The sequence below is a fragment of the Methanobrevibacter sp. genome (assembly GCF_045126245.1).
Lineage (GTDB): Archaea > Methanobacteriota > Methanobacteria > Methanobacteriales > Methanobacteriaceae > Methanocatella.
In genome coordinates this window covers 1-24,331 of the sequence record NZ_JBGVOG010000057.1, presented here as the reverse complement: position 1 = coordinate 24,331, position 24,331 = coordinate 1, and the positions used below count along the sequence as shown (strand labels likewise).

General features: G+C 34.1%; 28 protein-coding genes. 23 read left to right on the top strand and 5 right to left on the bottom strand.

Going from position 1 to position 24,331, the window contains the following annotated elements; all coding sequences use genetic code 11:
- Nucleotides 1–170 precede the first annotated feature (170 nt).
- The 3 genes from ACJMLZ_RS04550 to ACJMLZ_RS04540 all read left to right on the top strand — a co-directional run bounded on the left by ACJMLZ_RS04550 (nt 171) and on the right by ACJMLZ_RS04540 (nt 3,309).
- Nucleotides 171–1,097, top strand: a complete 927-nt coding sequence (locus tag ACJMLZ_RS04550) for a type II secretion system F family protein (protein ID WP_405304172.1) — start codon at nt 171–173, stop codon at nt 1,095–1,097.
- Nucleotides 1,097–1,279, top strand: a complete 183-nt coding sequence (locus ACJMLZ_RS04545) for a class III signal peptide-containing protein (RefSeq protein WP_405304171.1) — start codon at nt 1,097–1,099, stop codon at nt 1,277–1,279. The genes ACJMLZ_RS04550 and ACJMLZ_RS04545 overlap by 1 nt, the downstream gene beginning before the upstream one ends.
- Before the next feature lie 617 nt (nt 1,280–1,896).
- Nucleotides 1,897–3,309 carry a lactaldehyde dehydrogenase gene (locus tag ACJMLZ_RS04540; RefSeq protein ID WP_405304170.1) on the top strand — a complete coding sequence of 471 codons (1,413 nt, stop codon included), beginning with the start codon at nt 1,897–1,899 and terminating at the stop codon, nt 3,307–3,309.
- 65 nt (nt 3,310–3,374) lie between these two features.
- Here ACJMLZ_RS04540 and ACJMLZ_RS04535 read toward each other — a convergent pair whose 3' ends face one another.
- Nucleotides 3,375–4,097 (bottom strand): tRNA-binding protein, encoded by a 723-nt coding sequence (locus tag ACJMLZ_RS04535; protein ID WP_405304169.1) that lies wholly within the window; start codon nt 4,095–4,097, stop codon nt 3,375–3,377.
- Between the two features lie 169 nt (nt 4,098–4,266).
- Here ACJMLZ_RS04535 and ACJMLZ_RS04530 point away from each other — a divergent pair, with 169 nt between their 5' ends.
- From ACJMLZ_RS04530 to ACJMLZ_RS04515, 4 genes are all read left to right on the top strand, one after another.
- Nucleotides 4,267–4,668 (top strand): PRC-barrel domain-containing protein, encoded by a 402-nt coding sequence (locus ACJMLZ_RS04530; protein ID WP_405304168.1) that lies wholly within the window; start codon nt 4,267–4,269, stop codon nt 4,666–4,668.
- Nucleotides 4,669–4,730: 62 nt separating this feature from the next.
- Complete coding sequence (locus tag ACJMLZ_RS04525; RefSeq protein WP_405304167.1) at nt 4,731–5,495, top strand: aspartate dehydrogenase; 765 nt, start codon at nt 4,731–4,733, stop codon at nt 5,493–5,495.
- A complete protein-coding gene (locus tag ACJMLZ_RS04520; protein WP_405304166.1) occupies nt 5,495–6,211 on the top strand; it encodes a tRNA(His) guanylyltransferase Thg1 family protein in 717 nt (238 codons plus the stop codon). Before ACJMLZ_RS04525 ends, ACJMLZ_RS04520 begins: the two co-directional genes overlap by 1 nt.
- A 4-nt stretch (nt 6,212–6,215) precedes the next feature.
- Nucleotides 6,216–6,884 carry a Mov34/MPN/PAD-1 family protein gene (locus ACJMLZ_RS04515; protein ID WP_405304165.1) on the top strand — a complete coding sequence of 223 codons (669 nt, stop codon included), beginning with the start codon at nt 6,216–6,218 and terminating at the stop codon, nt 6,882–6,884.
- Between the two features lie 61 nt (nt 6,885–6,945).
- Here the strand turns inward: ACJMLZ_RS04515 and serA are convergent, their stop codons facing one another.
- Complete coding sequence (gene serA, locus ACJMLZ_RS04510) at nt 6,946–8,520, bottom strand: phosphoglycerate dehydrogenase (RefSeq protein WP_405304164.1); 1,575 nt, start codon at nt 8,518–8,520, stop codon at nt 6,946–6,948.
- Nucleotides 8,521–8,695: 175 nt separating this feature from the next.
- On the opposite strand from serA, the gene ACJMLZ_RS04505 reads away from it, so the two are divergent.
- Nucleotides 8,696–9,034: a heavy metal-binding domain-containing protein gene (locus ACJMLZ_RS04505; protein WP_405304163.1), complete on the top strand. Its 339-nt coding sequence runs from the start codon at nt 8,696–8,698 to the stop codon at nt 9,032–9,034.
- Nucleotides 9,035–9,111: 77 nt separating this feature from the next.
- On the top strand, nt 9,112–9,837 hold the full coding sequence (locus ACJMLZ_RS04500) for a hypothetical protein (protein ID WP_405304162.1): 726 nt from the start codon (nt 9,112–9,114) through the stop codon (nt 9,835–9,837).
- On the opposite strand, the gene ACJMLZ_RS04495 is transcribed toward ACJMLZ_RS04500, so the two are convergent.
- Together ACJMLZ_RS04495 and ACJMLZ_RS04490 are read right to left on the bottom strand one after the other, a co-directional pair.
- Nucleotides 9,834–10,220: a hypothetical protein gene (locus tag ACJMLZ_RS04495; protein WP_405304161.1), complete on the bottom strand. Its 387-nt coding sequence runs from the start codon at nt 10,218–10,220 to the stop codon at nt 9,834–9,836. The two genes, ACJMLZ_RS04500 and ACJMLZ_RS04495, sit on opposite strands and share 4 nt — an antisense overlap.
- Nucleotides 10,221–10,229: 9 nt before the next feature.
- A complete protein-coding gene (locus tag ACJMLZ_RS04490; protein WP_405304160.1) occupies nt 10,230–11,168 on the bottom strand; it encodes a transcriptional regulator in 939 nt (312 codons plus the stop codon).
- A gap of 58 nt (nt 11,169–11,226) precedes the next feature.
- Between ACJMLZ_RS04490 and ACJMLZ_RS04485 the strand changes: the two genes are divergently transcribed.
- From ACJMLZ_RS04485 to ACJMLZ_RS04440, 10 genes are all read left to right on the top strand, one after another.
- The gene (locus tag ACJMLZ_RS04485) at nt 11,227–12,486 is read left to right on the top strand and encodes a DUF1743 domain-containing protein (RefSeq protein ID WP_405304159.1); all 1,260 of its coding nucleotides are present in this window, start codon (nt 11,227–11,229) and stop codon (nt 12,484–12,486) included.
- A gap of 120 nt (nt 12,487–12,606) precedes the next feature.
- Nucleotides 12,607–14,034, top strand: a complete 1,428-nt coding sequence (locus tag ACJMLZ_RS04480; RefSeq protein ID WP_405304158.1) for a DUF3100 domain-containing protein — start codon at nt 12,607–12,609, stop codon at nt 14,032–14,034.
- Nucleotides 14,035–14,338: 304 nt separating this feature from the next.
- A complete protein-coding gene (locus ACJMLZ_RS04475) occupies nt 14,339–15,238 on the top strand; it encodes a DUF3100 domain-containing protein (protein WP_405304157.1) in 900 nt (299 codons plus the stop codon).
- Nucleotides 15,235–15,729 carry a hypothetical protein gene (locus ACJMLZ_RS04470; protein ID WP_405304156.1) on the top strand — a complete coding sequence of 165 codons (495 nt, stop codon included), beginning with the start codon at nt 15,235–15,237 and terminating at the stop codon, nt 15,727–15,729. Before ACJMLZ_RS04475 ends, ACJMLZ_RS04470 begins: the two co-directional genes overlap by 4 nt.
- A gap of 91 nt (nt 15,730–15,820) precedes the next feature.
- The gene (locus ACJMLZ_RS04465; RefSeq protein ID WP_405304155.1) at nt 15,821–17,230 is read left to right on the top strand and encodes an MmgE/PrpD family protein; all 1,410 of its coding nucleotides are present in this window, start codon (nt 15,821–15,823) and stop codon (nt 17,228–17,230) included.
- 5 nt (nt 17,231–17,235) lie between these two features.
- Nucleotides 17,236–18,138 (top strand): peptidase, encoded by a 903-nt coding sequence (locus ACJMLZ_RS04460; protein WP_405304154.1) that lies wholly within the window; start codon nt 17,236–17,238, stop codon nt 18,136–18,138.
- A 4-nt stretch (nt 18,139–18,142) separates the two neighbouring features.
- The gene (locus ACJMLZ_RS04455) at nt 18,143–19,015 is read left to right on the top strand and encodes a fumarate hydratase (protein WP_405304153.1); all 873 of its coding nucleotides are present in this window, start codon (nt 18,143–18,145) and stop codon (nt 19,013–19,015) included.
- 34 nt (nt 19,016–19,049) lie between these two features.
- Nucleotides 19,050–19,847, top strand: coding sequence for a citryl-CoA lyase (locus tag ACJMLZ_RS04450; RefSeq protein WP_405304152.1), 798 nt, complete (start codon nt 19,050–19,052; stop codon nt 19,845–19,847).
- A gap of 4 nt (nt 19,848–19,851) precedes the next feature.
- Complete coding sequence (locus ACJMLZ_RS04445) at nt 19,852–20,361, top strand: nitroreductase family protein (protein WP_405304151.1); 510 nt, start codon at nt 19,852–19,854, stop codon at nt 20,359–20,361.
- Nucleotides 20,354–20,701 carry a hypothetical protein gene (locus tag ACJMLZ_RS04440; protein WP_405304150.1) on the top strand — a complete coding sequence of 116 codons (348 nt, stop codon included), beginning with the start codon at nt 20,354–20,356 and terminating at the stop codon, nt 20,699–20,701. The genes ACJMLZ_RS04445 and ACJMLZ_RS04440 overlap by 8 nt, the downstream gene beginning before the upstream one ends.
- On the opposite strand, the gene ACJMLZ_RS04435 is transcribed toward ACJMLZ_RS04440, so the two are convergent.
- Nucleotides 20,691–21,020: a hypothetical protein gene (locus ACJMLZ_RS04435; RefSeq protein WP_405304149.1), complete on the bottom strand. Its 330-nt coding sequence runs from the start codon at nt 21,018–21,020 to the stop codon at nt 20,691–20,693. The two genes, ACJMLZ_RS04440 and ACJMLZ_RS04435, sit on opposite strands and share 11 nt — an antisense overlap.
- A 63-nt stretch (nt 21,021–21,083) precedes the next feature.
- Between ACJMLZ_RS04435 and ACJMLZ_RS04430 the strand changes: the two genes are divergently transcribed.
- From ACJMLZ_RS04430 to ACJMLZ_RS04415, 4 genes are all read left to right on the top strand, one after another.
- Nucleotides 21,084–21,434: a hypothetical protein gene (locus ACJMLZ_RS04430; RefSeq protein WP_405304148.1), complete on the top strand. Its 351-nt coding sequence runs from the start codon at nt 21,084–21,086 to the stop codon at nt 21,432–21,434.
- A 165-nt stretch (nt 21,435–21,599) separates the two neighbouring features.
- Nucleotides 21,600–21,914, top strand: coding sequence for an ATP synthase archaeal subunit H (gene ahaH / locus ACJMLZ_RS04425; protein WP_405304147.1), 315 nt, complete (start codon nt 21,600–21,602; stop codon nt 21,912–21,914).
- Nucleotides 21,915–21,925: 11 nt separating this feature from the next.
- Nucleotides 21,926–23,929: a V-type ATP synthase subunit I gene (locus tag ACJMLZ_RS04420; protein ID WP_405304146.1), complete on the top strand. Its 2,004-nt coding sequence runs from the start codon at nt 21,926–21,928 to the stop codon at nt 23,927–23,929.
- Between the two features lie 67 nt (nt 23,930–23,996).
- The coding region (locus ACJMLZ_RS04415; protein WP_405304145.1) for a V-type ATP synthase subunit K at nt 23,997–24,331 on the top strand (335 nt) is incomplete at its 3' end.

Genomic DNA, 24,331 nt, shown 5'->3' with positions numbered 1-24,331 from the left:
AGAGTTATATTGTTAATAATAGTAATTGCATTTAATGTTGCTAGAATGAAATACTCCAAAAATAAGAAAGAGTAACTTGGGTTTATTATTTTTTAATATTTATTTCTATTTGTAAAATTGATTTTAAAAACAACAGATACTTTATATTGTTTTAAATCTAATATTACCTCATGAAATTTAAAATAATTAATGATTTATCAATATTTTTAGATAATATTGTACCTGAAAAGTATTTGTCAAAGTTCCAGGAATTTTTGCTTAGTGGAGCTATTTTTACACAAGCAAGCAATGTTTTAGCTATAATCATGCTTTTCATTTTTGTTAGTGAAATTGCTTTAGCATTAATGTTAATGATTCTGAACTTGCCATTGTCCCTATTGATTTTACCGTTTTTTTGCATCCCCGGACTTTTCACATATGTTGTTGTTCAACAGGAGAGAAGAGTGCAGGAGATTGAAAAGACAGCACCTGATTTCCTAAGGCAACTATCATCTATGCTGCAGGTTGGACTCAGCTTCGAAAATGCGATGGAGGATATGTCTCAGTATGGGGAAGGACCGTTATATGATGAAATGAGAAGAACTATTATAGAAATCCGAATGGGTCGCAATTTCGATGACGCATGGAGAGCCATGAGCAAACGTCTAAAATCAAGAGAATTGGAACGGGTTTTTAATATTATTTTAGATGGTAGAAAAAGTGGATCCAGCATATCACATGTCCTTGAGGATGTGTCTGATGATTTGCGTGATTTGCTTGCTTTAAAAAGGGAGAGAAAATCCTCTGTGATGATGTCAGTCATGTTTCTTTTGATTTCGGCAATTGTTGCAACTCCTTTTGCAATAGGTATGGTCAGCGTATACTCAACTTTCATGCAAAGCTATGGAATGGAATCGGAAATAATTTTAACAGCGCCCCTTGCCGGTGAAATTTATTTGATAATTCATTCATGTCTTGTTGCATTTATAATTAGTTTGATAATGTATGGCGAGTTTAAAAAAGGTATAAAATTTGCATTGCCTCTTGCAACGGCATCCTTTGGAATATTTTATTTGATTTCAACATTCGGTGGGTCCTTGCTTATGGGGGGATTTTGATGGATGATAGTGGTCAGACATCAGCCGAGTTTATCCTGCTTTTTGGTGGAATAATTGTTGTAGTGCTATTGGCGATTTATATGTATAACAGTTATATTTCTGATTTAAGCGGGCAAATTGCATCAAAGGAGGTTAAGGAGTTCAACAGTCAGTTAAATGATCTAGGGAGTTATTTTAAATAGCTTTCAAGTTTTTTCTTGAAAAAAATTTTTTTCTAATAATAAATTGATTTTATTTAAAATTTTCATTTTCCGCTTTATTTTTGTTATTTTTTTTATTTAACCTCAATCAACGCATTATATTATAATTTTCATTAATATTGCTCAGATATCCCAGTTTATTAAATTAATTTTTCAAATTAAATTGTGAAGGTATTGTTTTTAAAAAATCTTAAACCATATAAAATCATTAATAAAAATATCTGATTTTCACATAACTTTAATATTTAATCTTATTTCAATTTAATATGGTTGTTGAAAACTCATTTCTCTATTTAAATCATTATATGTTAATTATTGTAAGCAATTTATCAGCGAGTAACTCAAAAAAATTTCCATATTTTCATTTTTAAAAAATCAATAATCTTATTTCACTAAATAATAGTTTAAAATTTCAATTATTAAAGAATAATGGTCAAATTATAATAAAACCAAAATATTTATTTTTATTTATTAAAATCAAGTATTTATGCAAGTTACACTTGAAATGCACCTCTCACTTTCGAAAAAATTTTTTGGATAAATTGGCAATGCACTAAATTTATTAATTTTCAAAATTAAATTTTAATCAAGGTGATAAAATGGATATGTTAATTGGTGGAAAGCACATTTCAAGCGATGATTTAGAAGAAGTCAAAAATCCCTATGATGGTGAGGTAATTGATACCGTACCGATAGCACACAGGCAAACTGCAGATTTGGCAATTGTTGAAGCAAACAAAGCAAAAGAATCCCTTCAGGAAATGTCTGCTTTTAAAGTTTCAAACAAATTGTACAATGTCTGTGAAAAACTGAAAGAAAATCGCGAAGATTTTGCGGTGTTGCTTACAAAAGAAGTTGGAAAGCCAATTAACGAATCCCTGGTTGAACTTGACAGGTCCATTGAAACATTGAAACTTGCAGCTGAAGAGGCAAAAAGAATTTATGGGGAAAGTGTACCTTTAGATGCCGGTTTGAACGGAAAAGGATTTTTCGCTTTCACTCAAAGAGTTCCGTTAGGTGTTGTTGCAGCCATTACTCCATTCAACTATCCGCTCAATTTAACAATTCACAAAATCGCGCCGGCAATTGCCTGTAAAAATACAGTTATTATAAAACCCCCAACAGAAGCGCCTTTAACTGTCATGAAGTTTGCTGAAATTTTAAATGAAGAGTTTCCTGGGGGTGTAGTCAACACTGTTACCGGTTACGGCTCTGAAATTGGAAATTACTTGGTCGAATCTCCTAATGTCGATAAGATTTCATTTACCGGAAGCGTTACCACCGGTTTGATGATATCCCAAAAAGCAGGAATGAAAAAAGTTACACTGGAGCTCGGAGGCAATGATCCGTTGATTGTCCTGAAAGATGCAGATATCGACAAGGCGGTAAAGGGAGTTATCAATGGGGCATTTTTGAATGCGGGCCAGGTATGCATGGGCGTTAAAAGAATCATTGTTGAAGAGGAAATTGCCAGTGAATTTGCAGAAAAATTGGTCATAGAAACTGAAAAGTTGGTTATGGGAAATCCTTTGGATAGTAAAACCACATTGGGAACTTTAATTTCTCAAAAAGCCGCAATTCAAGTTGAAGAAACAGTTAATAATGCAGTAAATGGTGGTGCTAAGATTTTAACTGGCGGCAAACGTGACGGTGCATTTTATGAGGCGACCGTTATCGATGATGTCACACCTGAAATGGATTTGGTTGTAGGTGAAACATTTGGTCCCGTTGCACCTATTATTCATGTTAATTCCTTGGATGAAGCTATTGGAGTTGCCAATGATACTGAATATGGCCTTCAGGCAGGTGTATTTACTTCAGATTATTCATCAGCAATGAGATGCGCGCAAGAAATTGAAGCCGGAACAGTATTTGTCAACAAGCAGTCCACTTTCAGAACAGATAATATGCCTTTTGGAGGTTTTAAGAATAGTGGTGTTGGAAAAGAAGGGATAAAATATGCTGTAAGCGAGATGACTAAAACAAAATTGATTGGTTTAAATTTAAGATAAAAATATGCTTTAAATCATTTATAAAGTAAAATAAATAATAAAAAAAGAAAAATAAGTGATTAAACTTATTTCAAATAGTTTTCAACAAGATTGCGTGTTTCATTTAAAGATTCCATAGGGATTCCTTTTGGCATGGCGCCAAGTTCGCCGTCAACATCTTTAAGGATGCTTCCATCCATTCCAAGAAACATTCCTTCACTGACAATGTCGCTGAATGATTGCGGCGGAAGTAAGGAAACTCCCACTTTATTTTCATCTTTAACATTTAAATCATTAGTGACAACTGTAATGGCTCTTTTTCCTAAATTAACATTACAAATTGAGAGTTTATCATTTTTTGGGTGGCTAGTCACACTCATAACTTCGCCAACCTTGATGTCAACACCCATAATTGGATCATTAATTGGACCTAATGCCAATCTATCTTTTAAACCGATAATTGTATCTAAGAAAAACCTCACTTTGGCAATGTTTTCCTGAGTTTTTTCACGGTCTTCCTTTGGAGCATTGCTTAAAAATTTTTTATTCCAATCAGATCCGCCTAAACATTCGATTATTTTTTCAGCCTTTTCTTTTAGGGCGGCTACATCAGGAGAGTTAACTAATTCATCTCCTTCAAGGTAAGAATAAGTCAATGATTGAAAATCACTGTTCATTTGTTTTCCCAAATCAACAGCTTGTTTTTTGTTCCAGCTTCCTCTAAATGAAGCTGTTGGAATTAGATTTAGATAATTTTCTCTTGCTTTGCTTGCCACTAAAATCCTATAATCTTTGGTTGTATCCCACAATTTAAAGTCTCCTTGTATTCTAAATTATAGTTTAATCCAATATATTTAATAAATTTTTTCTTATTTTTTCTAGAAATGGCGATTTTTAACTTTAAAAAACATAAACTATTTATATTAACAATAAAATAAATTTATACATATTTTAATTATTATTACTTGTGGTGTAAACATGGTAGAAGTTTCAAAATTACGTAGTTTAGATATTTATACAAATACAGGACATTATGTAGGTCGTGTCGAAGACGTCATTCTTAATATTAGATTAGGAACAATCTCAAAATTACAAGTCAGAGCTATTGAACAAGAAAGAAAACCGGCCGGATTTGTTAATTCATTTTTAGGTAGTATTCGTGGAGAAGTTCCTGAAGAAAATGATATGAGATCTTTCCAAAATGATTTATTGACTGTGGACTTTGATAAAGTTCAAGCTATTGGAGACATTATGTTGATTAATCCTAGGGATATGAAAAAAATTAATCCTGAACCTCCAATTCCTGAAGTGGCTCCAAAACAACCTGAAACTCAACCACAAAACGAAACTCAAGTCCAATTTGATGCTGAAAGATTATAAATAATCTTTCAAAAATCCTTTTTTTATTATTTTTGTTTAATCTTTTATTTAATGTGATTTTTATGAAAGTAGGTATTATAGGCTGTGGAGCTATTGCTAATATTATTACTACAAGCATTGTTCCCGAAGAAAATGATATTGAGATTGCATACTTTTTTGATAAGGATATTGAACGGGCAGAGAATTTGGCATCCTTTGCAGGGGGTGTGGCTGTTCTTGACTTTGATGAGTTGCTTCAAAATGTAGATTTGGTTATAGAATGTGCTTCACCTGATTCCGCAAGATATTTCGCACCGAGGGTATTAAGTGAAGGCCGTGACATGATTGTAATGAGTATCGGTGCATTCATGGATTATGAATTTTATCAGGAAGTTGAAAGGATTGCTAAAGAGAATGATGCTAAAGTTCATTTGCCTTCAGGAGCCATTGTTGGTTTGGATGGAATCAAAGCGGTTGCCAAATTCGGTTTAAAAGAGATAAGTCTTGTTACTCGCAAATCACCTAAATCTCTTGGTAAGGATATTGACAAAGAAGAAGTGTTATTTGAAGGAAAAGCTTCTGAAGCCGTTAAGGTGTTTCCATTAAACATTAATGTTGCAGCTACAATCAGCATTGCCTGTCAAAGTGATATTGATGTTAAAATCATTGTTGATCCAAATGTTGATAGAAATGTTCATGAAATAACTGCAAAGGGTGACTTTGGTGAATTTAAAACAACTACTATGAATTATCCTTGCTCTGCAAATCCAAAAACAAGCATGTTGGCTGCGCTTTCAGCAATTAGATTGCTTAAGAGTTTCAATGAAACCATTAGTGTGGGAATGTAATGAAGGAATTTGAAGTTTATTCATCTTTAAAGGTTCCGAAGAATTTTAAGATAATTGTCAGGTTGGATGGCAGAAGTTTTCATAAACTGGCTGAAGATTTAAAATTGGCAAAACCTTATGATGAAAATTTTTACAGGGTTATGGCAAATGTGTGTGAGGATTTATTTAAAGAATTCTCTCCAGTTTTGGTTTATACCTTTTCAGATGAGATAAGCTTACTATTGGATAAAATTCCTTTTGATGGTCGAATTGAAAAGATCAATTCGGTAATTGCCAGTTTTGCCGCAAGCTCTTTTGTCATTCATTATGGTGTTGACTTCAAAAAGCCGCCGTCATTTGATTCAAGGGTCATTCCAATTCCTGATGGGGATGTACTAAAATATTTCAGATGGAGACAGGATGAATCTTGGAAAAACTGTATTGCATCATATGGCATTTCATTTCTAAAATCTAAGTATTCAAATAATGAAGCAAATGATAAAATAAACGGACTCAATTCTAGTGAAATTCATGAATTATTATATCAGAATGACATTAATTTAAATGATGTCGAAACTTATAAAAAAAGAGGAATTGCAGTATATAGGAAAAATAAAAAAGTGGTAGGTTTCAATAAAAAAGAAAATAAAAATCAGGTTTCATACAGGTCTTACGTTTACACAGATTGGAATGTTCCAAAATTTAATAAAGAATTTTTTGAAAATTTAATTTGGTGAGTTAATGGGTTTTCTTTCAAAAATTTTTAAAAATAATGAAGAGTTTAGCGAAGTTAGAATTGATAGGGAAGTTTTAGACTCTGTTATATATTATTCCAAGAAAGCTTATCCAAATGAATTTTTAGCTTTTTTTGATGGTCAGATAATTGATGAGGTACTATACATCACAGGATTATTATTCATTCCAGGTGAAACCTGTGAAACGGGTGCTTTAGTTCACACGGAGTTGATTCCAATGACTACCAAATATTGGGGTTCTGTACACTCGCATCCTGGGCCTAGCGCAATGCCTTCCGATGCTGATTTAAAAACATTTTCAAGAAACGGCTATTTTCACATGATTGTATGTCTTCCATACTCATTAGATACATTTAAGGCATATGACAGATATGGAAATCCTCAAACATATTCAATTGGGGATTATAGCTATTTGGTTGAAGATAATAGCGATGAATTTTTTGATGAAGATGATGTTTTAAAAGATAGTGATGAATTTAAGCCAGGGCTTCTTGATGAAGCAGATGATGAATTCTTCAAAACTGAAGATACCTATGTTGATCACTATAAGGAATTTGAAGAAAAACAGTTGAATAATGAAGAAAATCCTGTTGTAATGATTGAATTTAACCCTGATGGTTCTGTCAAAAGGATTGTTAGACGATTTAATAAATAGTTTTTTTTTAAAAAAAAAGAAGGAAAAATAAAAAAACAATATGGTGAAAATTGTTTTTTATTTATAATTCGAGTCCAATAGCTTCATAAACATTGTCTAAAGATTGGATTTCTTTTATAACGTCTTTTGGAATTTCTTTGTCCAAAGTTAAAATCATGATGGCTCTTCCACCTTTTTCATCTCTTCCGACTTGCATAATTCCAATATTGACGTTGTGTTCCCCTAATTTTGTACCGATTTTACCTATGCTTCCAGGAATGTCTTCATATTTTGCAATGAACATGTGACCTTCAGGGATAACGTCAACCCAATAATCATTTACTTTTAAGATTCTTGCTTCGTGTAAAATGGTTCCTTCAGCGGAGAATACGTCATCATCACTTCTGGCAATAACTTTGATTAAGGAGTCATATCCTTTTGCATTGTCTTTTCTTCCTTCGGTAATGCTTATTCCTCTGTCTTTAGCAACAAGGGATGCATTAACAGCATTTACAGGGGAACTTAAGAATGGATTCACAGCACCTTGAATCACAGTTCTGCTTAAAATTTCTAAATTATCAATTTCTGCCAGTTCTCCACTGTAGATAATTTCAATTTCTTTAATTTTGCCGTTAACCGCTTGAGAAATGAAACTGCCTAATTTTTCGCATAACTCCAAGTATGGAGATACTTCCTGATAGGTCTTGTGGTCGATACGTGGCATGTTTAAAACATTTTTAGGGGTTCCACCTTTAAATAAATCAATAATTTCATCAGCCACAATAATGGCAGCATCTCTTTGAGCTTCTTTAGTTGAAGCTGCAATGTGCGGAGTTAATACGATGTTGTCAAGTTCAAATAATTTGGAATTTTCAGCAGGAGGTTCCTCTTCATATACGTCTAATGCTGCTCCGCCAATCTTGTCATTTGCCAATGCATCGTATAATGCTTCTTCATCTATGATTCCTCCACGTGCACAATTAGTAATGAATGCGGTATCTTTCATGATTTCGAATTGTTCGGTTGAAATTAAGTGTTTGGTTTCTGGAGTGAGAGGAACATGGATTGTAATGAAGTCAGCATTTTTAAGGACGGTTTCCAAATCGGTTAATTCAACACCCATCTGTTTTGCAACTTCCTCAGGCAAGTATGGATCATATGCCATAGCTTCCATTTCAAACGCTTTACACCTGTTTACTACTTGAGAACCAATCCTTCCCATTCCGATTACACCGAGAGTCTTGTTTCTGAGTTCGACTCCCATGAATTTTTTCTTTTCCCATTTTCCTTCTTTTACTGATTTATCGGCAATAGATAATTTGCGTGCAAGAGTAAGCAATAATCCCATTGTGTGTTCTGCTACTGTAATTGATGTGGATTCCGGTGAGTTTACCACCATAATACCTTTTTCAGTAGCGGCATCTAAATCGATGTTGTCAACCCCAACACCGGCTCTTGCGATAATTTTCATGTTGTCCGCTTTTTCAATAATGTCTGCAGTAAGTTTTGTCCTACTGCGCACAATGATTCCATCATATTCGTGTATGGTATTGGATAATTCTTCAGGAGTGATGCTTGTATCCACAACAACTTCAGCCACTTCCTTTAAATTTTCAATACCCTGCTCATTAATAGCATCAGCAATTAATACTTTCATTATTTTCACCATAAAATTGTTTTTTAAAAGAATATTTAATAATAAATATTAGTTAAAAATATGTTTTTTATTATATTTATAATTTCAATAATTTGCATTACAATAACTATTTTAATTAGAAATCCTAATATTAATTAACAAATTAATTTGTTAATTTAATATGAGGTGATTAGATATGGTATCAGTTGAAGAATTTGCTATTTCAACAGCAAACGATATTCCAGGATTCAGAATTGTCGAAACTAAAGGATTTATTTATGGTTTAACTGTAAGAAGCAGAGGTGCTGGCGGACAGATTGGCGCTGGCATTAAATCTTTATTCGGTGGAGAAATCACACAGTATGTCAAGATGATGGAAGAATCCAGAGAAGAAGCATTACACAGAGCAATTCAGCATGCAAAAGAGTTAGGCGCTAATGGAATTGTCGCAATTAGGTTTGACTCAAATGAAATCTCTGATGTGATGCAGGAGATTCTTGTTTATGGAACTGCTGTTGTCGTTGAAAAAGAATAGGTGATAACATTTTTTCAGACAGTTTTGAAGTTAAAGAAAAATCAGTTCCCCAGACAATTTTGGGTTATGGTCCGTTCATGGCCGAACTTTACTATGGCCATAGATCAAGACTGTACCTTGATGATTTATACCACAATCCTCAAAACGCTTGTGAGGTTATCCAAGAAGCTTACAGCCAGGGTGTTAGGGCCATTAACTTGGTAAATAATCCCAATTTGCTTGAAGCATATGATCTTGCAGCCGATGCGGGATGTGAGATGAAGGTAATTGCAACTATAGGCAAGTCTGATGTTGATTATCTGAATCCTAATTATGAAGTTGCAAAAGATGTTGATTGGGATGAGGATATTGAGCTATTTTCAAGCTATGACTGCCCTTTAATGTTGGTGGATGAGTTTATAGTTGACGCTTATGATTGGAAGTTAACTTCAAAAATATTGTCTGAAATTAATGATGCCGGTGCACTTTCGGGTATTGTAACTGCATTTCCATCAAAAACAACAGATTTGCTTCCAGATAATTTGGATATGGATTTATTTGATGTTTATATGATTCCATTTAATTCTATTTCTTATATGATGGATATTAATGCGTTTAACGCTTCCCAAAGACAGGAATTTGTTGATAGAGTCTTAAGTTTAAATAAAAAAATTATAGCTACAAGGATTTTGGCGGCAGGTGTTTTAAATCCAAAAGAAGCTTTTGCATTTTTAAAAAATATTGATTATATTGACGCTGTCTCAATAGGGGTTGCTAAGGTTGAGGAAGCCCGTGAGGATTTCACTCTTTTAAATGAATATTAGAATTTCACTACTTCATATTCTTCAAAAGGAACCAATTTTTCATTTTCCATTGATTCGTTTAAATCCTTCAGACCATTGATTAAATCTTTTATGTTCTTATTTGATGGTTTTTTACCTGTAATCTGAAGGTATTGTCTTGGTGAAATCTCACAATATTCGCATTTGAAATTACAGCATCTGTCCTTTTCTTCACAGCCATAGCCTTCCTGATTTTCATCGGTACCAATAACGATGTCATCCAAAATTTTAGATACTCTCTCATCGGATGCAAACATGGCTATTTTTTGTGTTTTTCCGCAGATTCCAATGGCTTTTTGACCGGCATAATTGCAAACCCATTTTATAGGGTAATTTTCCAATCCTTCAATACTCAAATTTTCCATATTTTCACCCTAGTTTTCTTTTCTTTCCCTAATCATTTTTAATAATTCTTTTGAGTTTTCAAACTCCTTTAACTCCCATGATTTAATCACAGGGATTGTTCCAATCGATTCTTTAATCTTTTCATTATTGATAATGAATACTGGTTCGGATGTTGTAACCATTGACAAATCCTTCAGTGGAATTGCCATTCTTTTTAGAGTTTTTTCAGTCCTGTTCTTTTCAACATTCGCTATCAATGGGGAATGATTATCTGAACTTTTCATTTTGGCTACTGCATCAAAGGGACTTTTGTTTGTAGAAACAACTCCATACCCAAGTTTTGACAAATCAAGCGTGTCCTCTCCTTCACTATATTTGATATCCTCGATTTGGGGTTGTTTTAATAAATCAATATCCAATGTGACTTTAGTGTTCAATATCTCTTCCAAAATCATTGCGGTTTCGGTATTTGCACGCACAATTTCATTTTCATATTTATACATTGTTGCCCTTGACACATGCGCCAAATCCGCCAAATCCTTCAATGAAAGTGAATAGTCTTCACGATATTGCTTTATGACGTTTCCGTCAATTTTTACAAAGTATCCTCCTCTATCTGCAAGAATTTCAGGATATTCATTATATAAAATCATGTTTTTCAATGTTTCAAAGCCGATTGTTGGGATATCATACCTTTCGTAGATTACTCCCTCCTCTAACATTCCATTTCTTGATTTTTCACCAATAATTATCGGTGAAGCAAGGAATATGTTAGCTAATTGCTTCATTTCATGAGCATTGCTTTCATTAATGCTATCTATATTTTGAAATGTTTTTAAAAGTAGAATTAGTAGGTTTTTACGAGCTACAATATCAAATGAACCTTGATCATAAATATCTGAAGTCTTAAAACCTTGAGACTTTAATAAGTTTTCTATTTGTTGCAGCAACTGGCTTCGAGTTAACATTTCATCCCTCTTGTAAACTATATATTGTTTTAACTCTAATATATGTTATAATTTAAAGGTGATTATAATTAAGTATTTACATATTGGAATCGATGATACGGATTCTCCGGATGGAATGTGCACAACTTATTTGGCAAGTCAAATTATCAATAAATTTGAAGACAACGGAATTGAACTGGTAGATTATCCAAGATTGATTCGTCTTAATCCATTTGCAAGATTTAAGACACGTGGAAATGGTGGAGTTAGTTTAAAGATTTTAAATGATGATAAATCCAGTTTGGCTCGTGAAATTGTATTGTCTGAAGTCGAAAAGCTTTCCATGTTTGATTGTGACAATACGAATCCGGGCGTAATATTTTATGAAGGTGAAATAACCAAAGAAATGCAGGAATATGCATTCAGGGCGATTTATGAATTCATTACAATTGGGGAAGCTGAGGAATTTGGAAAATCTGTAGGTTGTGAAATCCATAAATTCAAAAAGGGAAGAGGCATTATTGGTTCTATCGCGGCCATTAGCTTGCCTTTAAGTGATTATACCTTTGAATTGCTTGCATATAGGGATTCTAAAAATTTCGGTACCAAAAGACAAATTGATTATGATTCAGTTTATCTGATGGATAAGGAGACTTTCCCTGATACTTTTGAGAATATTGACTATTCGGAAGACTATATTGCTATTGAACCTAAAACTCCATGTCCTGTTTTGTATGGTATCAGGTCAAATAATGTTGAAGCTCTTGAAGTCGCCAAGGGCATTGTTAAAGTTGGAGAGCCAATTGTGGATTGGTGTATTTTCAAAACAAACCAGCACACTGACATGCATATTCAGAAAGCAGAATCAATATCTGATATGAAACAGTTTGGATGTTATGAGGTCGTGGGTGAGGTAAAAAATAGGCCTACAATCATTGATGGGGGGCACATGTTTTTTTATATCTTTGATGAATCCGGAGAGATTGAATGCGGAGCATATGAACCAACAAAAAATTTCAGGAAAATAGTTTCTCATTTGATGCCGGGGGATATGATTAAGGTTTTTGGAGGAATTGGCGAGCAGAACACTTTCAATATTGAAAAATTTCAAATCTTGAAATTGAATGACATAGAATATAAAAATCCGATATGTAAATGTGGTAAAAGGATGACTTCTGCAGGTAAAAATAAAGGATTTAAGTGCAAAAAATGTGGAAATAAAATTGAATCTGATGAAAAGGTTCCAGTTAAAATCGATAGGGTTTTGGAAAATTCCCGCTTTTATGAAACACCGGTTTCCGCTCGAAGGCACTTGTCAAAACCACTTTGTAGAATGTAAGTATCCAATTGTTTTTTAATTTTTGCAATTTTCATCAATTTTATTCACTATTTATGAATTTTTTAGCACTTTTTTTCTATTTTTTATTCCTAATTTGGGAAATAATGTGATTTAAATCATATGTATTTATATACTCCTTTTTTCATAGGTAAGTTTAATAATATTCCTGTTGGAGGGATTTTCATCACTGACCAGCAACATCTTTTTAGGGAAAAAACAGATAGAGCAGTTAAAAAGAGGCCTCCTTGGGTTGAATATAAGGTGCACATTGTTGTTTTCTTTTTGGTTATAGTTTCGATGTTTATTGGTGTTATTGAGATTCAAATTACCGATACCATCCAAATAGTTTTATTGCCTTTATTATTTGCTTTGGTTATGGGATTGGCTCTTTTTTTGGCAAAACCTATTAAATTTGTTGGAAGTAGTCAATCTAAAGTGGCTGAGGGAGTCATGATATTATTCATTGGGGTTTTAATTGCTAAATTGGCAATATCCAGTGGCCAATCTATTGATGAGGTTGTTAATGTGGGTCCTGCTTTGATTTTACAACAATTGGGGGATTTGGGAACTCTTATAGCTTTGCCCGTTGCTTTATTTTTAGGTTTTAGAAGAGAAGTTATTGGTATGACTAGTTCTATTTGTCGTGAACCCAACTTGGGAATTATCATTGATAAATATGGATTCAAGTCTCCTGAGGCTAGGGGAGTTTTAGCTATTTTTGTTATTGGATCCATTATCGGGACTGCTTTTATAAGTCTTTTGTCAAGTATTTGTGTTTCAGTTTTGCCTATTCATCCATATGCTTTTGCAATGGCATCCGGTATAGGAAGTGCAAGTATGAATGCGGCGTCCTTGGCTTCAATATCCCATGCATTTCCAGCAATGGCTACTGATTTGGAAGCTTTTGCCGGGTGCAGTAATATTCTTTCATTCTGTTTTGGTATTTATATGTGCATTTTTGTTTCCATACCTCTTGCAGAAAAGTTATATGGATGGTTATCTCCCAATATAGGGGATAGTGATGATGAATCTATTGACGATAAGTATGATATTCAGGAAGTGAAACATGATAAGTACATTTCTAAAGATGAATTAACCTGGGGAAAACTGGAAAGATGGGGTGCATTACTTTTAATTTTTTCAGTTATTGTAGCCATTGGAAACTTTGTAGGTTACCATTCCTCAATAGTCGATTCCTTCATTGGGATGATAATAATTTCAGTTATTACAATTGTGGGAATGTCTCTTGAAAGGATTGCTCCAAGAAATATTCAATCAATTATTTTTATCAGTTTGATAGGCATATTTATAGCCATTCCTGGTGTTCCGACATCCGATTTTGTAGTTCATTATGTTTCACAAATTAATCTCATCACTATTGTCACAGCATTTTTGGCTTATGTCGGAATTGCAATAGGTAATGACTGGGTTGAATTTAAAAAGATTGGTTGGAAAGGTGTTATCGTTGCCGTGATTGTCATTTCCGGAACTTATCTTGGCTCTGCAACTATTGCACATTTAACACTGTTAGCTACAGGCATGATTTAATCTTTTTCATTTTTTACAGTAATTGGGTGTAAATTGTTAATCTACATTCATATTGAAGCTATTTTATTTTTATCCTAACAGATTATCTTTGATTTGAATTTGCAATGCTTATCATTTAAATTGGGGCTGATGGTTAAATATAATTTCTTCTTTATTTGTTCTTATTTTGTGATATTATCTATTTATTTTTTTATATTTTAATTCTCTTTATAGGAATTTTCATAAATTTAATGCTATTAATTTATATAATATGTTAAAATTAAATTATATCATTAAGCATATTTTATGAATTTTCAATGCTTTTATGGGAGTGACGATTATTCCTGATGGAAACAAAGACGGTCAAGTTGAGCATATTTTCCGTGAAAAGACGGATAAAAGGATTTTAAAGAAGAATCCTTGGAGAGATTACAGATTACATGTAACTGTACTTGTTTTAGTAATTATTGCAGAGTTAATTGGAACTATTAAGATTCCTCTCACTAAAGATGTTGCCATCACTATAATGCCGTTAATTTATACCATTATTTTAGGTTTGGCTTTTTATTTGGCTAAACCAATTAAATGGATTCAAAGAAAACAGGCCCGTATTGCTGAAGGGGCTATGATGCTTTTTATAGGTGTTTTAATTGCAAAGTTGGCTGTTTCCAGTGGCCAATCCATTAGTTTGATTTTTGATATGGGGCCTGCATTGATTTTACAGGAATTGGGACACTTGGCTACTATCTTGGTGCTTCCAATAGCATTGCTGTTAGGATTTAAAAAAGAGGCTGTCGGCATGACCAATTCAATTGGTAGGGAACCGAATGTTGCAGTTGTTGTAGACAAATATGGATTCAACTCTCCAGAATCCAGGGGAGTATTTGCAATATTCATTATAGGAACCGTAATCGGTACTATATTTATTAGTTTCCTTGTTACTTTTTCATTGTCATTTATACCGTTACATCCATATGCCTATGCAATGGCAAGTGGTGTAGGTAGTGCAAGTATGAATGCTGCAGCTATTGGACCAACTCTAGCAGCATTCCCAGGTTTGGAAACTCAAATTGAAGCGTTTGCCGGATTCAGTAATCTGCTTTCATTTTGTGTAGGCATATATATTGTAATATTTGTTGCCCTCCCGTTAACTGAAAAAATCTATAATTGGCTAGAACCTAAAATAGGAAAAGAACCAATTGTCAAAAAAAAGGGGGATGAATGATGCCGGATTTGATTGATGGATCTGAAAACGTTTCCGTTCATGGGATTTTCAATTGGATTTTACTGCTGATTATATTTTCAGCCATAACAGTAATCGCTAATTATTTGGGTTACAAGCATCCTATGACAGATTCCTTAATTGGTATGGCAATATTGTCTGTCATTACTCTTATTGGCGTTTGGATGGAAAGGTATTTGCCGTTCAATATTTCTTCTATTCTTTATATCAGCGTAATGGGTATTGCAATAGCTTTTCCGGGAATGCCAACATCCGATTTTGTGCTTTATTTTGTTTCTAAAATAGAGCTTTTATCAATAGTAACTGTATTTTTAGCTTATGTTGGTATTGGAATGGGTAAAAGTTGGGATGAGTTTAAGGCATTAGGTTGGAGAGCAATTGTTATCACTGTTTTGGTTATTGCGGCAACTTATTATGGTGCAGCTATTGTGGCACATATTGTATTGGTCGCAACTGGAGTTCCAGCAGTTTAACTGTCTTTTCATTTTATTGTAAAAAATTGCTTCAACATATAAGTGAACTATTTAATACTACTTTTTACATATACTAACTATAAGGTGTTTTATGTTTTTACAAAATATTTCTAAATTTATTTCTAACTATCGCTATGAACAGGCAACTGTCGAATCAATCTCCACTGTAAAGGCGGCTTTTCTAGACTTTTTTGGAGTGACTTACAGGGGGGCCGGTGAAGATGCTTCAAAAATAGCTTTCAATACTGTTGAAGAAATATTTTCAGGAAATCTAAAATTGAATTTAGGCGCATCCATTATTGGCACAAAAGTAAAAACGGACATGTTGAGCGCCGCTTTTTTAAACGGTGTTGCGGCCCATATACTGGAATTGGATGACGGTCACAGAGGGGCTCAAATCCATTTGGGTGCGATTATTTTCCCAACTGCTTTGGCAATTAGCGAAAGCCATGACTTAAGCGGAAAGGAGTTTTTAGAGGCGGTCATTGTTGGTTATGAAGTGGGAATATTATTGGGCAAAATTGTAAATCCTGACCATAGGAACAGAGGATTCCATACAACAGGAACTATTGGAACTTTTATTGCAGGTGCAGTTGCTTCTAAACTATTGAAACTTGATGAGAATCAAACATTGAACGCATTGGGATTATGCGGAACTCAGGCGGCAGGTCTTTTGGAATCTGACCATGGCGGATCCATGGGTAAAGCATTGCATGCCGGAAAGGCAGCATATAATGGGGTATTGTCTGCATTGCTTGCTCGAAATGGTTTTACAGGCAGCGGAACCATTTTTGAAGGTGATGAAGGTTTTTTAAAAGCGATGGTATTTGACAATACGGATTATGATTCTGAAAGTTTTTCATTTGAAAATGCCATAAAGGATGTCGGCAAAGTCAGGGTAAGGGATATCTACTTTAAGAAATATCCGTTCTGCAGACATCTGCATTCGTCAATAGACACTGCGTTAAAACTTAAGGCCAGCATAGGTGATGAATATGATCATATTGAAAATTTGGCAGTTAAAACATACAAAATTGCCGCAGAACATAATAATTTCAATCCAAAGAATTTGGAGGAACTTAAACAAAGCCTGCCTTATGCTGTAGCCATATCGTTGGTAGTTGGTGAAGTAAGTGTTGATGAAATTAATCAGTTAATTGAATACGGGCTTTTGGATAATTATTCTTCTGTGGATGTTGTAAAAAGCATTAAAAGTCTGGCAAGTAAAATGTTGATTCTTTCCGATGATAAGCTAAATGAACTATATCCTGATAAAAGACCGTCAAATGTCATAATTAAATTGGATAAACAGTTTAGGAATGGTGTTTTCCAGAATATAACTCTACTTCCAAAAGGCGATTTTGAAAATCCATTCCAGTTGAGGGAACTAATAGATAAGTTTAAAGGATTAAATCCCCAGTATAATGTAAAAAACCTAACGGTTATTGATTCTTTAGAAGAATATTCTATGAAATATGTCATTGATAAACTGAATGAGTAGATAATATGGACAAAACAAAAGAATTTCTTAAAAAAATAGGTATTGTGGAGTCTTACAATGATTTCGAATCAGATAAGAGATTCAAGGATGGCGGACAATACAGATTTGAAGTTCCGGGAATCCAATCTCCAAGAACAATGGATGCCCTTTTAAAGGAATCTTCTAAAAACAATATTTTCATTCATAGGGTTACTCAAACTAAAGGGATAATGATGTTGACCGATGAGGAAATTGGAGAGATGGTTAATCTGGCAGTTAATTATGGTTGTGAGCTATTTTTAGCTGTTGGTCCAAGAGCAACTTACGACACCTCAGCAACTGTCCACACTAAAGAGGGAAGCAGAATCGGTTACAGATTAAGGGGATATGATAATCTAGTTTATGCAATCGAGGACGTTAAGAGGGCCTGTGAATTGGGTGTTCGCGGAATATTATTATATGATGAAGGTTTGCTTTGGACATTAAATAAGATGAGAAAAGCTGGAGAAATACCTTTTAATGTCCATTTTAAGTTATCCGCTCATGCAGGTCATTCAAATCCTGCATCTGCGAAGTTGCTTGAGGAAATTGGTCTTAATTCATTAAATCCTGTTCGTGATTTGCAGATTCCAATGATTGCAGCCATTAGAAATGCAATCGATATTCCAATTGATTTGCATACGGAAAACCCTAAATCAACTGGAGGTTTTATAAGGCATTATGAAGTTCCGGATTTCATCAAGGTGGCGGCCCCTGTTTATCTAAAAACAGGAGGGTCCGTTGCAGCTAATCATAACTGGGATACGACAGAAAAAGAGGCAATTGCTCGCATAAAACAAGTTAAGTTAGTCAAAAGGGTTATTGAGAATTATTGTCCAGAAGCTGTTCCTTCTCCAGATAATTCCAGTTGCCTATCAGTTCCAGAGTGATTTTATGGACATTATAAATGATATTTCTGAATCGATTATTGAAGCTTCAACCAGATTATCTGATGATAAATTAAATGCTTTAAAAAGAGCTATTGAAATTGAAACAAATGAAAATGCATCTTGGTGCTTATCACAGATTTTGGAAAACTATGAAGTTGCTCAGGATACCAGATTTCCGTTATGTGATGATACTGGGATTCCACATGTCATTATTGAGATTGGCAGCGAAAGGCAGATTACCGGTGAACTTTTAGACAATATCTATGAGGGAATATCTTTGGGTTTAAATAATCTTCCTGCAAGGCCAATGGCAGTGAAAGGAAATTATAAGCAAAGAATAGAACAGTCTGAAGGATTGTTTGAAAAGCCGGGAATGCTAAAACCGGCTTCCATTTTGATAGATTCGGCCAATGACGAATCATCATACAAAAGGGATATTTCACCGGACACATTGAATATTCATTTTTTACTTGAAGGCGGCGGTCCTGAGATAAGGGCTAAAACATTTAGAGTTTATCACAGGCGTTCATTTTCAAATGTTGTTGATACTGCGGTAGATTGGTTGGCACAATCTTTAAAAATGTTGGGCTGCACCCCGTCAATTCCATCCATAGGCATTGGAAGAACACATTTCGAAGCAACTTCCCTTTTGTTAAAATCAGTTGCTTACGGCAGACTTGACTGTCAAAGTGAAGTGGAAAATTATGTAACTTCAAGATTAAATGAAACGGGTATCGGACCATTAGGATTCGGCGGAAAGACTACGGTTTTGGGATCTTATGTTAATGTTGGAAATCAAAGGGCAAGCGGTGTTAGAATTGTTTCAGTAAGGCCATCTTGTTTTGTTGAACCTAGAGTGGCCAGCCTAAAGTTGTAAAATTTATATAGTTTATTGTAAAGAAGGGAGAATCATGCAAGAAAATAATTTTAGAATAGATCCTCATTCGTTAAGAACATCTGTATCTCGAGTTGAAACGGATAAAATAGTTACTCGGGGTTACAACCAGCGAGATTTAATTGAAAAAATCAGATACAGTGACATGGTTTATTTATTGTTGAAGGCAAGATTGCCATCACCTATTGAGGGAAAGGTGTTTAATCATGTTTTGGTTTCCTTTTGCGACCATGGTGTAACTCCTCCAAGCACTCAAACTGCACGTTTAGTGGCTTCCTCAGGATCCCCTATCAATTCTGCAGTAGCAGGCGCATTATTGTCATTTGGACATAAGCATGCCGGAGCAATTGAAAAAACAATGGATTTATATCAATCTAAAATCAAATCGCTTTATATAACTGAAGATTCTGATATAGACAACAAGCAAATCGCCAGTCTGGCAATTGATATATATAATGAATACATTCTCGGTGATAAAAAGATTCCTGGTTTTGGCCATAGATACCATAATGTTGATCCGAGGGCCAGCAAATTAATGGAATTGGTTATAAAAGAGGGTTTTGTAGGTCCACATATCAAGCTGGCATTGGCTGTCGAAGATTTGGCATATCAAAAGAAGGGAATTCGGTTAAATGTTGATGGTGCAAATGCGGCTATTTTATCAGATTTGGGTTTCGATCCGGAATTGGGACTTGGCGTTTTTATTATTGGAAGAGTTCCGGGAATAATAGCTCATATCCATGAAGAAAAAATGGATGAAGATGAATTTAGAAAATTTTGTGATTTGGACGATATAGAGTATTATGGAAGGTAGCAGTATGGAATTTATAGATGTGATTAATGAAAGATACAGTGTTAGAGGCTATTTGGATAAAGAAGTTGAAGATGAAAAGTTGGAATATGTACTAAAAGCGGCAACAATAGCTCCGACAGGCGTCAATAACCAGCCGTTTAAGGTTTATGTAATTGATACTAAAAAATACAAAGAGGAATTATCTGAGATTTATTCAGCCAAATGGTTTGTAGAAGCTCCTTATGTATTGTGCGTGGTGGCATTAAGAGATAAAGCATGGACCAGACCGTGGGATGGAAAGAATATATCCGACATTGACGCAACAATTGTTATGGATCATATGATTCTTGCAGCAACTGATGTGGGACTGGGAACCTGTTATATTGGGGCATTCAAGAAAAATAAGGCTCACCAATTCTTGAACTTAGCTGAAAATGAGGAACCTGTTTTATTCACTCCATTGGGTTATGGTGATGCGGAACCTAGAGATACTCCCAGAAAACAGTTAGATGAGTTTGTGGTATACGTTGATTAAAATGAAGTTGTTTATTTTAAGTGCGAATGACTCAAATGAATTAGTAGAAATCGCTGAAGAGTTATCTCAAAAAAAATTTAAAGCCATTGAAAAGGATGAAAACTTCATATTGTTGAGAAAAAGAAGATACGGCAATATTCTGATTCAAGTTATCTTTTTATTATTGGCTCTGATGGTTTCATCCCTATTTATTTTTGTGAATGTGGGATATTTTACATATTCATACCTGTGGGCATCTCCGCATGTGTTGGTTACCACAGAAAAGGTCGGAGAAGATGGCGAAAGGCTTGAATTCAGTAGTATGGATGAAGTGTTGAAAAGTGCAAACTCTATTCTATGATTTCATCTACACTATACTCCTCTATTTTCCTAATCAGCAGTGGACTTTTGCCATTAACGTATTCTGATTCTTCACCTATTTTTGCATTGATGAATACCTTATCCACTAACGGTTCTGTAAATAATGTGATTATGTCGCCTATAAAATCATCATAGTCCTTTTGAATTTCTTCGTTACTGAAACCTAAGCGCGGAAGTTCTTCGGTCCAAATGTCTTCACCTGGTGAGAATTTTTTGTCAGTCAGTTTTTCATTTTTAATTTCACCATCTAAAGTCAAAGAAAAATCTTTATTTAATATTATCCATACTGCTCTATCCATATATATTCATTTATTATATAATGATATAAATATAATGAAATTAAAATTAAAATTAGTGTTATTATGGCAAACGTAAAAATGTTTAAATTACTTGGTGTATTTTTAGCTTTAATGTTGATAGTGTGGGCAATAGCCCCAATTTTAAGACATCAACCATTAACAAATGATGTTATTGCTACTGCAATCATATTGATTTTGATTGCAATCGCATATTTTGTAATAATGTTTAATCCCTCATGGACCAAAGCGGTTTTCTTTTTTGAAGGGATTGTCATTGGTGTTAGTGGGTATATGTTACTAGCTTTTCCGTACAACATAGAACTTCTTGTAGTGGGTTTAATCATTGTTGTTATAGCTATTCTTGCTTATTTACAAAAATTACCGCCAAGTATATTGAAATGGTTCTATAGATAAGTTATTTATCTTTTATTCTTTTTTTTCTATCATGTTTTTATCTAATTATTATATTTTGAATACTTTTTTTTAATCAAATTAAAATTTTAGCTATTTATATGAATATTAAATCGTAAAAGATATATATATTGCTTAATAAAAATAAATACACCATGGTGATTTATTATGGCAGAGATATCAGGCGCAATCGAAATGATAAAAAAAGCTGAATCTGATGCTGAACAACTCATTATTGATTCAAAATCACAATCAAAAGATTTAATTGCTGAATCAAGGTTAAAAGCTGAAGAAATTATTTCAGAAGCTAAAATTGCAGCAGAAGAAGAAGCTAAAAATACTATTTTTGATGCAGAAGATAAGGCTAAAAAAGAAGCACAGACTATTGCTGAACAGTCTAAAGGTGATGTTAAAACCTTAAAAGACAAAGCTATGGCAAATGTTGATGATGCTGCTTCTATTATTGTCAAAAATATTTTGTAGTGTGAGTTTATATGTTCAAGACAGCTAGAATGCGTAAAATTAGAATTGTTACACTGGAAAAGTATGTAGCCCCTACTGTGGATGCTCTCCACGAATCTGGGCTTGTACAAGTCAGTGATATTTCTGAAAGCATTCAGCAAGATCCTGAATTAGCGGAATTAGTAACTCCGGCAAAAGCTACTCCTTACACAGGTAAATTATCTTCACTTCTTATGAAAACTAATGGTATATCTGAACTATTGGGAGACTCTTTATCAGAAGGCCATGGGTTAAAAGATACTTTAATGTCTTTTATTAGTCCAGACATGCCCGTTCAAAAAGAAGTCGAGGCTTTAGATACTGAAGAGTTTATTAAGAAAGCTGAAGATACTTTGGCTCAAGTGGAAAGTAAAACAAGCGTTATTGAAGGAAAACTAGCCGCACTCGATGCTGAAACAAGTGAACTCAAGTCTAATAAAAGTTTAGCTAATCACTTATCTAATTTTGACATGGATTTAGCTCTTTTAAAAGATTCTAAGTACACTTCTACTACTGTTGGTAGGATTAATGCTGAATCTTCTTCAGAAATCAAAAAAGAATTAAGTAACTTGACAGATGAATTAGAAGTATTTACTGTCCCTATGGATGATAAAGAAGGAGAAATTATCACTGTAGTGACATTAAAAGAATTTAGTGATGATGTTTATTCAACACTTCGTAAATTTGACTTTGAGAGAATTGAAATAGGTGATGTTGAAGGAACTCCTCAACATATTATTTCAAGTGCTGATTCAAGATTATCAACCATCGAATCAGAACGTGCTGCTGTTAAAACAGAATTAAGAGCGGTTGCTGATCAATGGGATGATGAAATATTAGCTCTCAAAGAACAATTAGAAAATGAAAAAGAAAAGAATGAAATCCTTTCTTCTTTTGTTCAAACTAAAGATGCTTATGTGCTTGAAGCATGGGTGCCTGTAAAAGATACCGAAAAAGTTGAACAATTAGTTGAAAAAAGTTCTGACGGACATTGTGCCTTTGAAACAATTGAAGTTGAAGGTACAGATGATGAAAATGTTCCTATTTTACAACAAAATGGATGGTATTCCAAACCTTTCGAATACTTAGTAGATATGTACTCACCGGTACGTTATAATGCAATTGATCCAACAATATTTGTTGCAATTACTTTTCCATTCTTCTTCGGTTTCTGTTTAACCGATGCAGTTTATGGTTTAGTAGTATCCGCTATTGGTGTTGTACTACTTCGCGGACTTGGAAAAGTTAAAGAATCCATGCACTCATTTGGTTGGATTTTGATATGGTCTGGTCTGTGGGCATTCATACTGGGTATGATAACCAATGGATTTATTGGGGATTTCCCAGAAAGAATAGCTGGTTTCCGTTTACCAACTGTATTTGCTCCTGTTGAAGCATTTAAACATCCTGAGACTATTTTGATAATAGCTATCGCTATTGGTTTATTATATGTCAATATTGGATTCATATTGGGTGCAATTAACAACTTAAGATACGGAAGGAAGAAAGAGGCTTTAGGTTCTCAAATTTGTTGGTTTGTATTTGAAGCGGGTATTATCTTACTTGCATTAGGATTCATGATGCCTGCAATCGGCATGATTGGAATGGCATTAGGAGGAGTTTTATTAATTGCAGCTATTGGAATCTTAATTTGGGCTAATGGCGCATTTGGATTAATGGATATCTTCGGATTTATGGGAGATGTTTTATCCTTCGCTCGTCTTTTAGCTTTATGTTTAGCTACTGGTGGTATTGCAATGACCGTAAACATATTGGCTCAAATGTTAAACAATATGGTTCCTTTCGCAGGTATTGTACTTGCAATATTTGTATTCATATTTGGTCATATTGCAAACTTCGCTTTCCAAGTGTTAGGTGCATTTATTAACGCTTTACGTCTTAACTATGTAGAATTCTTTGCACAATTCTTCGAAGAGGGTAAAGGTAAATTCGATGCTTTCAAAGCAAAAAGAACATTTACAAAAATTAAAAATTAGAAATTTTTCATTTATATCTTAATATTAAATTTAAAAAAATCAATTATATTTCAAAGGTGAATTAAATATGGTAGAAATTGCTTTAGGTACTGCTTTAGCAGCTATTGGTGCTGGAGTAGCAATTGGTTTTGCCGGATTAGGTTCCGGTTTAGGGCAAGGTATGGCAGCTGCTGGTTCTGTAGGTGCAGTTGCAGAAGATAACGACATGTTTGCAAGGGGTATTATTTTCTCCGCTTTACCAGAAACTCAGGCTATTTACGGTTTCTTGGTTGCAATCTTATTATTAGTATTCTCAGGATTATTAGGTGGAGGACAAGGATTACCTACTGAAGCAGGTATTGTAGCTATTGGTGTAGGTGCATCCATTGGTTTTGCTGGTTTAGGTTCCGGTATGGGACAAGG